7 protein-coding genes are annotated in these 7,891 nt (G+C 55.5%); 2 read left to right on the top strand and 5 right to left on the bottom strand.

What is annotated here, in order from left to right; translation table 11 throughout:
* Positions 1 to 17 precede the first annotated feature (17 nt).
* Together AWB69_RS25945 and AWB69_RS25950 are read left to right on the top strand one after the other, a co-directional pair.
* The gene (locus tag AWB69_RS25945) at positions 18 to 1,133 is read left to right on the top strand and encodes a WD40/YVTN/BNR-like repeat-containing protein (RefSeq protein ID WP_063977909.1); all 1,116 of its coding nucleotides are present in this window, start codon (positions 18 to 20) and stop codon (positions 1,131 to 1,133) included.
* On the top strand, positions 1,130 to 3,565 hold the full coding sequence (locus AWB69_RS25950; RefSeq protein ID WP_062089691.1) for an efflux RND transporter permease subunit: 2,436 nt from the start codon (positions 1,130 to 1,132) through the stop codon (positions 3,563 to 3,565). Before AWB69_RS25945 ends, AWB69_RS25950 begins: the two co-directional genes overlap by 4 nt.
* Before the next feature lie 586 nt (positions 3,566 to 4,151).
* Here the strand turns inward: AWB69_RS25950 and AWB69_RS25955 are convergent.
* The 5 genes from AWB69_RS25955 to AWB69_RS25975 all read right to left on the bottom strand — a co-directional run bounded on the left by AWB69_RS25955 (position 4,152) and on the right by AWB69_RS25975 (position 7,841).
* Complete coding sequence (locus AWB69_RS25955) at positions 4,152 to 4,967, bottom strand: SDR family NAD(P)-dependent oxidoreductase (RefSeq protein ID WP_331712693.1); 816 nt, start codon at positions 4,965 to 4,967, stop codon at positions 4,152 to 4,154.
* Positions 4,968 to 5,071: 104 nt separating this feature from the next.
* The gene (locus tag AWB69_RS25960) at positions 5,072 to 5,431 is read right to left on the bottom strand and encodes an EthD domain-containing protein (protein WP_075643986.1); all 360 of its coding nucleotides are present in this window, start codon (positions 5,429 to 5,431) and stop codon (positions 5,072 to 5,074) included.
* A gap of 113 nt (positions 5,432 to 5,544) precedes the next feature.
* Positions 5,545 to 5,871, bottom strand: coding sequence for a putative quinol monooxygenase (locus tag AWB69_RS25965; RefSeq protein ID WP_062089694.1), 327 nt, complete (start codon positions 5,869 to 5,871; stop codon positions 5,545 to 5,547).
* A gap of 115 nt (positions 5,872 to 5,986) precedes the next feature.
* A complete protein-coding gene (locus AWB69_RS25970; RefSeq protein ID WP_062089695.1) occupies positions 5,987 to 6,727 on the bottom strand; it encodes an SDR family oxidoreductase in 741 nt (246 codons plus the stop codon).
* 349 nt (positions 6,728 to 7,076) lie between these two features.
* Entirely contained in the window at positions 7,077 to 7,841 is a 765-nt protein-coding gene (locus AWB69_RS25975; RefSeq protein ID WP_062089696.1) for a porin, read from the bottom strand.
* Positions 7,842 to 7,891: the final 50 nt, after the last annotated feature.

Here is a 7,891-nt window from a genome sequence, read left to right on the forward strand (position 1 = left end):
CCGCTTGCGTTGATACCATGAGTAGCTTCCTTCCACGGTCCGCGCTCGTTGTCACGCTGGCGAGCGTGTGGACCTTCCTGGCATCACCTGCGTTTTCCGAGCCCGTTATGCCGGTACTCGTGAGGCCTGCACTTGCAACCCCGCAGGCCTCACATAGTGTGCTGATCGACATTGCCCGGGCAGGGACGAGATTGGTCGCTGTAGGCGAGCGGGGCATCGTCATTACGTCCGACGACAACGGCCAGTCCTGGTGTCAGTCTAGCGTTCCGGTCAGTGTGACCCTCACTGCTGTCCAGTTTGTCGATTCAAAGAACGGCTGGGCCGTCGGACACTCGGGTGTCGTTCTTCGCTCACAAGACGGCGGCGCGAGTTGGACCAAGCAACTCGACGGCGTTCGTGCAGCGTCGCTGATCGTCGAGGACGCGAAACACGCGATTGCCTCGAACCCAGGATCAAGCGCGCAAGCCACATTGAAAGCCGCTCAACAGTTTCTGTCCGATGGACCTGACAAGCCCTTTCTCTATGTGCATTTCGACGACGTGTTGCATGGGTATGTGGTCGGCGCTTATGGACTCATTTTCCACACAGCTGACGGCGGCGAGTCATGGCAATCGTGGCTGCGATTTGTAGACAATCCTAAAGGTCTGAACCTGTACAGCATCCAGAGTGATGGCAACACGCTTTATCTGGCAGGGGAGCAGGGCTACTTCGCCCGATCCGGCGACGGTGGAAAATCCTTCAAACATATTCCTACGCCCCGCGACGCGAGCTACTTCGCCATGCAAGTGATGCCAGGAGGCGGGGTAGTGGTAGCGGGTCTGCGAGGGTCGGCGTTTGAATCGACCGACCGGGGAGACGCGTGGCAACCCACGACATTCGAATCATCCGAATCGTTTTCAGCGCTTGTGCGAATGAGGGATGGCCGCCTGCTTTTCGCAAACGAAGCAGGCGAGTTTTTTGTCCAACCATCCCTGAATCATCCTGTGGAATCATTGGGTGTGGCTTCATCCCATAGCGTGAACGCAGCAGTAGAGGCAGCCAACGGGTCCTTGGTTACAGTGGGGTTTCGGGGCGTCAGAGTCGTGGGTCGCAACACCATCGCGTCCACGATCCCGCAAGGAGCGGTAAAGTGAAAGACACGTCTAAAAAAGCGGACCAACCAGTAATCCGCGATCTGGCGCAGTTTGACCAGGCATCAGGTTCGAGTATCGAAAGGCTTCTGTTCAATAACCGGCTCGTGGTCGCCATCATTTGTGCGGTGGTCACGGTCCTGCTTGGTTATTCGGCTACCAGGGTGCGGTTGAACGCCAGCTTTGAGAACATGATTCCGACCGGTCACGAGTACATCAAGAACTACCTTGAACATCGATCGGATTTGAAGGGGCTTGGAAACTCGATTCGGATTGCTGTGGAGACTGACGGTACGATTTACGATGCAAAATTCCTGAATACGCTCCAGAAAATCAGCGATGAAGTATTCCTCGTACCGGGGGTAGACAGGCCGTTTATGAAATCCCTGTGGACGGCAAATACCCGCTGGATAGCGGTCACCGAAGATGGTATCGAAGGTGGTCCGGTGATCCCGGACACCTATGATGGCTCCCAGCGAAGTCTCGACGAGCTTCAACTGAACGTTTCCAGATCGGGTGAGATCGGTCAGCTTGTCGCGCCGAACAGAAAATCCGCAGTCGTGTTCGTGCCGTTGCTTTCGTTCGACACGGACTCTGCAAAGCCGCTGAACTATGCAGCACTGTCTGATCGACTTGAGAAAATCCGGCGGACTTACCAGACCCAGCATATCCACATCCGCATCATCGGTTTCGCCAAGGTCATCGGTGATCTGATTGCAGGGTTGAAGGAAATTATGCTGTTCTTCGCAGGGGCGATCCTGCTAACCGCAGCGATGTTGTACTGGTACACGCGATGCGTCAGAAGCACCGTGCTGGTCGTGGTCTGCTCTTTAGTCGCTGTTGTGTGGCAATTGGGCCTGCTCCCGATGGTGGGGTTCGAGTTGGACCCGTATTCGGTGCTGGTGCCGTTTCTCGTTTTCGCTATCGGCATGAGTCATGGCGCGCAGAAAATGAACGGCATCATGCAGGACATTGGACGCGGAACTCACCGAGTCGTAGCGGCGCGATACACGTTCAGACGTTTGTTTCTAGCCGGGCTGACCGCGCTGCTTTGTGACGCCGTCGGCTTCGCGGTGTTGACCGTCATCAAGATTCGCGTTATTCAGGAGCTAGCGGTTATCGCGAGCATCGGTGTCGCCGCGCTCATATTCACAAACCTGATTCTTCTTCCAATTCTGCTGAGTTATGTGGGCGTGAGTGGCAACGCTGCATGCCGTAGCCTCGTGTCCGAGACCAGTTCTGGTTACAACGGTGCTCAACGGGCGGCTTGGCGATTCCTCGGTAGCTTTACCAATCGCCGAAACGCTGGTATTGCCATTTTCGTTTCCGCCGGCCTTGCGGTCGCGGGATATGCCAGTAGCACGCACTTGAAGATTGGGGATCTGGACGCCGGAGCGCCGGAGCTCAGGCCGGACTCCCGCTATAACCGCGACAACGCATTCATCACCAAGAACTATGGTGCGAGTAGCGATGTATTCGCCGTGATGGTAAAGACGCCCAACGGCGCATGTGCCAACTACGACACCTTGATGCGTGTAGACGCGCTCGAATGGCAGCTTCGGCAGGTGCCGGGTGTCGAGTCCACTTCGTCGCTGGCCAGTATCAGCCGGAATGTAATGCTTGGAATGAATGAAGGAAGTCCGAAATGGTATGAATTGTTGCGGACTCAAAGCATGTTGAATTCGATACTGCTACGTGTGCCCCCGGAATCGTTCAATCAGAGTTGCAACCTGCTGTCCGTGTTTGCGTACCTGAAAGATCACAAGGCGGACACGTTGCTCACCGTTGCTGGAGCTGCCCAGCAGTTTGCGGAGGACAACAACAATCCGAATGCACAATTTTTACTTGCAGCGGGAAATGCGGGCATACAGGCTGCAACGAACGCCGTCGTGAAACGTGCAAGTCACGAAATGCTCTATTGGGTCTATGGCGCTGTCATTGCGTTGTGTCTTCTGACCTTCAGGTCGTGGCGGGCAGTGGTATGTGCCGTTCTTCCTCTGATGCTGACCTCGATACTTTGCGAGGCACTGATGGTGTGGTTGAACATTGGAGTCAAGGTATCCACCCTGCCAGTCATCGCGTTAGGAGTTGGCATTGGCGTGGACTATGCGCTGTATGTGATGAGTGTCATTCTGACTGAACTTCGAATGGGAAAAACATTGTCTGAGGCTTACGACCGTGCCCTCCGGTTCACAGGAAAAGTTGTCCTGCTAACAGGATTTACGCTTGCGGCCGGCGTAGCAACCTGGACCTTTTCGCCAATCAAGTTTCAGGCCGACATGGGAATATTGCTTGCCTTCATGTTCGTCTGGAACATGGTCGGCGCACTCGTACTCCTTCCCGCGCTTGCACACTTTCTTTTACCCCAGAGGCTATTCGCGGAGCTTCCCCGGGAAGCTAGGCCCAGATCATCCGCGACGAGCCGCGAGGCATGACATCAAAAGTACGAGCAGAGGAGCGACCATGGCCAGGAAAGTCATCGTAATCTGCGCCTTGGACTCCGGTCCACACATCCATCGATGTCGCCGCATTTTTTGGTCACTCTTGGGCAAATTGCTCATGCTGCAAACTACTTCTACGAGCAGGCGACCCCAACGTCAAGCAGGCCAAAGCGGCCATCGGCGTGGCGGCCCTCAACTGCGGTACGTCTGAAGTCCGTCTGCCGTAAGGTCCATGCAACGTGATCACCAGCACCAGACCCGAGTTCCACGGGAGCGGATAAAAATGGGGGAGGGAAGTTCAGTGTCGGGCGAACTCAGGCAATCTAAACGAGGGAACCGCTTGGCGAAACAGGTCTCCAACCTGCCGTCGAGCAGTTCTACATGCGCTTGTAAAAGATAGTGAGCGCCCTTCATCGACCAACGCATTTGTTGATGTTTCGTGAGTCGCCGGTTTATCAAGGGATTCGTAACCGACTCGGCGGACGCAGACGACACCTGACGGCCTGCCGTCCGTGCCTGTTGATAGTCGATAAGATCGCAGCGATTGTTCACGAGGAGAGTCAACAATCGAGAAGTTGCGCTACGCGAAGACCGCGCCATCGACTTCCAGTTCGGCGCCACTAATATAGCCTGCTGCATCCGAAGATAGGAAGGCAACCGCAGCCGCAATCTCGTCGGGGCGCGCTACTCGCCCAAACGGAATCATTGCCGCGATCGCCGACTGGTCTGCCTCAGGAAGCCCGCGGAACATTGGCGTATCAGTTGGACCTGGCATAACCGCGTTCACTCGGATGTTTAGCGATGCGAGCTCGAGCGCCGCGTTTTTCGTCATACCTCGAACTGCCCACTTAGACGCTGCGTAAGCGAACTGCCCGGGCACGCCGCGCGTCGCGAGGCAGGAGGAGATATTCACGATCGCACCATGGCGGTTGCTCGCAAATGCGTCGACGACCGCTCTCATGCCCAGGAACGTGCCCAGTTGATTGACGCGGAACAGTGCCTCCATCGAGGCGACTGTTGTGTCGGTCATCACACCGTGCCGATGAATTCCTGCGGCATTAACCAGGACGTCTATCTTTCTGAATCTACTTAGCGCCCGCTCTACGACCTCGCTCCGGGCCTGTTCCTGCGAGACGTCATGCTCGAGGAAGATTGCTCGCTTGCCCAGTGACGACAGTTGCTCGCCTGATTGTGCGAGATCGGTGAGTACGACCAATGCGCCGTCGGCCAAAAATTGTTGTGCGATCGCAGAACCGATACCACCGTTCGCGCCGGTCACAATGGCTACCTTTCCTTCGAGAGAAGGGCGGGTCGAACGGCTCTCTTCAAATATCGCTTGCATAGCTAGATGTCTCCTGTTTGATAGTTGAGTACGCGAGTTGCTATCGGCTGGCATCGCTCAGCGGTAAAGGCCGGACATCTGTGGTCCACATAATGAAGGAACGCACTTGCCCGCTGCGTACACGTTGGGCCAGCATCTGAGGCTTCTCGATCCGCTCTTCAAAACACGACATTGACGGTCGAGATCATAACGAGTGCCCGCGAGTGATCGATGAAGCGCATTTCATCTGGCTGTACTACTTCGAAATAGTGGTCGTCGGTATAGTACTTAACGAGGTCGTCGACGTTGTCGAGCCACAGTTCCGCGATTCCATCAAAATGATGGTCTGGAAGATCAATACCGGGGATCGTCACGCCGGTGTTGTGCACCTGCTCGTACCGCTTTACCAGCGATCTCGTGAACTCGTCTCCGCGAAGCAACGCCGCATGAATCTCTCGATGGTGTTCACAAACTCCTCCCGAGTCATCGAAGTTTTCCTCGGCAGGAATACAGTTAGTTTGATCAAAGCGCGTCTCCAATCATCTCTAATTCGCTGGACTGTTTCACACAGGAAACAGATTCTCTTTGCCGGCGCATACTGATGGGGTGCGCGCCGATGGCACTCGTGCGTGCAGCCGGCGCTCCCATTTTGCTAGCTCTCCCGCCGCCCCGGATAACTCTGAACGTAGTCGAGAACTTCGATGTTCCGCTCCTCCCGCAGAGCGCTGGCAATCTCGGCTTCGTATGTTTTTCGATAGGGCTTGCTAAACAGGTTCTCCATGAAATAGTCGATATCGCAGGACCAGGCTTCGTAGATCACCAGCGATGTCGGATCGTCCTTCGAATGATGCACCCATGCGTGAACGAACTCCTTCTCCGCGCTCATTGCATCCCCAACGTCCGAGAGCAAAGCCTTGATCCTGTCGAGTTTCTCAGGCTTGATCTTCAGGTGGACCACAGCGGCGAAACGGTCTTTCATCTCTATCTCCTTGAATCACAGAACTCACAAAGAATTCGTTCTTGTCGCCACGAATGTTCGCCTCAGTGGCGATCCGGACGTGACGGGAAAGTGTGCCCCTAACCAATTCGCCTTCTTATGCGTTAAACCCTCCATCAATCGTCAGACTGGCACCTGTCACAAACGCGGCCTCGGGACTCGCGAGCCAGGCAACCATTCCCGCGATTTCGTCCACGTGAGCAAACCTCGGTAGTGCAAGCATCTGCCGGAAGATCGGCGCATAAGGGCCATCGGACGGATTCAGATCGGTATCCGTGGGACCGGGTTGAACGTTGTTGACTGTGATCCCCCTCGCACCAAGATCGCGAGCCAGTCCACGGGTGAACCCGGCTACAGCTGCCTTCGTCAATGCGTACACACTACCCCCTTCAAACGGCATTCTGTCGGCGTTGCAACTTCCGATGGTGATGATGCGCGCCCCGTCCTTCATATGTCGTGCCGCAGCTTGCGAGGCCACGAACACACCGCGGACATTGATTGCCATCATGCGATCGAAATCTTCGGCCGAGAACTCATCGATATGCGAAACAACAATGATGCCGGCGTTGTTCACGAGAATGTCCATGCCGCCCCTTTCCCGCGCCACCTGATCGACCGCGGCCGCTACAGCTTCAGGCACTGCGCTGTCCGCTTCGATTGCCCACGCCTTGCAACCCTCGTCCTTAATCGCACGCAGTACGTTATCGGGCCCGTCGAATGCACCGGGATAGGTGATCGTGACGTGCGCGCCGTCCCTGGCAAGACGCTGAGCGATGCCAGCGCCAATCCCGCGTGCGCCTCCGGTTACTAGCGCGACCTTTCCTGTTAGCTTTCCCATCTAATGTCTCCGTTTCGTTCGTCAAAAAAGATGTTCCGCTTTTGATCAATATGGCTGGATCGTCACTGGAATATTGACTGAGTACTACGTAGGTTAATGGAGCTGTTATCCACTCGATTTATTTAGTCTTTCGCCACAGCTTCTTTAACTGAACTTCAAACGTCAGTGCGAATCGAGAGGCCGCAGAAATGGCTCGATTGCGTCGAGGAACGTATCGGGTGCTTCCTCGGGACTAAAATGTCCGTAGTCTGCTATTACCATCCCGGCCGCGTTGTTGGCGATGAGTCTCGCCGTTTGTTCGACATACACACCCAAAGCACGCGACGCCCCCATTGCACTCGACCTGGCGCTAGAAGGAATAGGTGATCCCGACATTGGCTCCGAAAGTCCCTCCCGATGGCAAATACACGGGCCCATCGTTGGAAAGACCCGTGTTCATCTTTCCGCTATTGTTCACATAGCCGAGCTGTGTATACAGCATCGTCCGCTTCGAGAAGAAATACCGCACACCGGCAGCGGCGAGTATCGAATGATTGCTCGAGTCGTTGCCGTCCCGAGTCAGCCACGCACCGGCATCGAGAACTAGCGCAGGCGTCGCGGTATAACTTACGCCGCCCCCATACACACGGCTATCGAAGGATCCCGCAACCTTGAAAGTCACGAACACTGCCTTGAGTGTCAAATTGTCGAATGCATAGCCTGCCCCAATGGTGCTTCCCGTGAACGCTATCGTCGAGATTGCCGGAGCAGAAGTATTTGCATCTCCTGAGTTCCCGCGATAGAAGGCTGCGTCAGTGAAGAAGCCGTTCCGGTTATAGGTCACGCTTCCCGAGTACTGCCTTGCAGCCCGGAAATTACCTGCTTCTCCGCCGAGGGCGACCATGACACTTCCCTGCAGTCCAGCAAAAGTCGGACTCGAGTAGGTAATCGCATTGGAGTTAAACAGCCCGGTCGTGATGACGTTGCCCACGTATATTGGCGCCAGAGACCCGAAATCCGATGCTCCACGCGCATCCGACTCGATTAGCGCGAGGACGAACGGAGAAAATTGCACGCCTGCCGTGGCAGAGCCGAAATTGCCCGCTAGCCCGAACTTTGACTCGATCACAAACATAAGCCATTGATTTCACGCTGTTATGCGTGCGAGCGCAGGATAGCTACTGG

The sequence above is a fragment of the Caballeronia udeis genome, assembly GCF_001544555.2.
GTDB classification, from domain to species: Bacteria; Pseudomonadota; Gammaproteobacteria; order Burkholderiales; family Burkholderiaceae; genus Caballeronia; species Caballeronia udeis.

Coding starts and splice junctions, on each gene's coding strand:
- AWB69_RS25970 (WP_062089695.1), bottom strand. CDS start 6,727: ATGGGAAAGCTAACAGGAAAGGTCGCGCTAGTAACCGGAGGCGCACGC.
- AWB69_RS25945 (WP_063977909.1), top strand. CDS start 18: ATGAGTAGCTTCCTTCCACGGTCCGCGCTCGTTGTCACGCTGGCGAGC.
- AWB69_RS25975 (WP_062089696.1), bottom strand. CDS start 7,841: ATGTTTGTGATCGAGTCAAAGTTCGGGCTAGCGGGCAATTTCGGCTCT.
- AWB69_RS25965 (WP_062089694.1), bottom strand. CDS start 5,871: ATGAAAGACCGTTTCGCCGCTGTGGTCCACCTGAAGATCAAGCCTGAG.
- AWB69_RS25955 (WP_331712693.1), bottom strand. CDS start 4,967: ATGCCAGCCGATAGCAACTCGCGTACTCAACTATCAAACAGGAGACAT.